The 210-nt window shown below is 40.5% G+C and carries 1 protein-coding gene; it reads right to left on the bottom strand.

The features are described from left to right. Positions 1-17: 17 nt before the first annotated feature. Entirely contained in the window at positions 18-173 is a 156-nt protein-coding gene (locus P5674_RS26475; RefSeq protein WP_014275127.1) for a hypothetical protein, read from the bottom strand. Positions 174-210: the final 37 nt, after the last annotated feature.

The raw sequence follows: 210 nt of genomic DNA, 5'->3' as shown, positions 1-210 counted from the left end.
TGGTTTTTTTGAGTAAGTCAATCCCCGCGATTTGAGCCATAATGTTGGGTTTCGTTCCTCAAACCAACCCACGAATAAAGCTGTGATGAAGTCGCCAATACTGACTCCCCTAGAATCACTGATAAGGTGACTGCTGTTAATCCGATTTCGATGATTTGCTGTGGTTTAATCATGGGTTCATTCCTTTATTTTTGCAGACAATTTATGGAA

This window comes from Limnospira sp. PMC 289.06, assembly GCF_032350395.1.
Classification (GTDB): Bacteria; Cyanobacteriota; Cyanobacteriia; order Cyanobacteriales; family Microcoleaceae; genus Limnospira; species Limnospira platensis.
Note: the sequence above shows the minus strand (reverse complement) of the source record. Positions and strands in the feature narration are given on the sequence as shown.

Coding starts and splice junctions, on each gene's coding strand:
- P5674_RS26475 (WP_014275127.1), bottom strand. CDS start 173: ATGATTAAACCACAGCAAATCATCGAAATCGGATTAACAGCAGTCACC.